Genomic DNA, 1,167 nt, shown 5'->3' on the forward strand with positions numbered 1-1,167 from the left:
TTTTGCCAATCGGAGTGATCGGCGGCTTGGCCTATGGGCTCCGGCTCAACCTAGTGCCGCGTAAGGCCACGTTTGCCCTTCGACGACGGCGCGTATACCGGACCCACGAGAACCTGCATGCCCAGTTGATGCTCGCCCTCTACCGCTCCGGCCGACGCGGCGAGGCCCTCCACGTCTACCAGCAGCTGCGCACTCTCCTGGTCAGGGAGCTCGGCCTGGAGCCGTCGCCCCGCCTGCGCCGCCTCCAGCAGGCCATCCTCGCGGCCGCTGCCGACAACCCCGGTACAGATCCGCACCTCGACGACCCGGCCGCCCCGGCGCCGCCCGTGCGGTTGACCATCGCGACCTGACATCGCGGCTGCTCCTGCGTGGCGTGCCGTCCTGTGACCCGCGGCGTCCGCCGAGCCAGAAGAACGGTACCGCCCACACACCGGCCCCGGTCCGCCGACCGCCGCGCCGCCCGCGGAGAAAGCCCACCCCGGGCCGAGAGGGGGCGGCGACCGGCGTGCCAGGCGGGGGGAGTGCGGGACTTGGCCGGGGAGGCGATCGGCGTGAGCGCTCGGGGTGGGCCCCGCTCAGGACGATAGTGGGACGCACAGGACGGCGGCGGGACCCTGGGTGGTGCCGACCCGGGTGGTGAAGGCGACGCCCGCGATGTACTCGCCCGCCTCGCACTGGCCCTTGTAGGCGCCGTGGGCGAAGTCGTCGCCCGCGCCGTCGGCGGGCCTGCTGTCGGACCGGTCGAACCACAGCGTCCGGCCGCTCGCGCTCGACGCCGCGCGGGCCGGTACGCACAGCACCGCCGACACCCGTTCGCCCCGACGGCTGTAGCCGATCACGAACTGGCCCGCCGGGCACTGGAACTTGGTGTACCCGGACGCCCAGTCGCCGCCCGCCGGGACGTACCGCTCGTCCGTGACCACCGTCCGGGCGCTGCCCGCCGCCCGCAGGTCACCCGCGTCCACGTCGGTGCACAGACCGCGCCCGCCGGAGTGCGCGAGCCCGGCCAGCCGTAGTCCGTCCGGGCAGGCCGCCTTGTAGGCGCCCGGGTCCCAGTCGCCGCCGGCCCGCACGAGCAGGGACTCCACCTGGTCGCCGTGGTCCGTGGACAGCATGCGCCAGGTCGCCTCCGATGCGATGTACCCCGTGCGGCCGGGGGAGTTCATC

Annotated in this window: 2 pseudogenes; one reads left to right on the forward strand and one right to left on the reverse strand. The window is 74.1% G+C overall.

The features are described from left to right. Positions 1-95: 95 nt before the first annotated feature. Positions 96-350, forward strand: a pseudogene (locus tag ABZ646_RS47035) (BTAD domain-containing putative transcriptional regulator); the annotation flags it as partial. Between the two features lie 225 nt (positions 351-575). Here ABZ646_RS47035 and ABZ646_RS47040 read toward each other — a convergent pair. Then, a pseudogene (locus tag ABZ646_RS47040) lies at positions 576-1,167 on the reverse strand (glycoside hydrolase); the annotation flags it as partial.

Source organism: Streptomyces sp. NPDC007162 (assembly GCF_040634175.1).
In the GTDB taxonomy this organism is placed as follows: Bacteria; Actinomycetota; Actinomycetes; order Streptomycetales; family Streptomycetaceae; genus Streptomyces.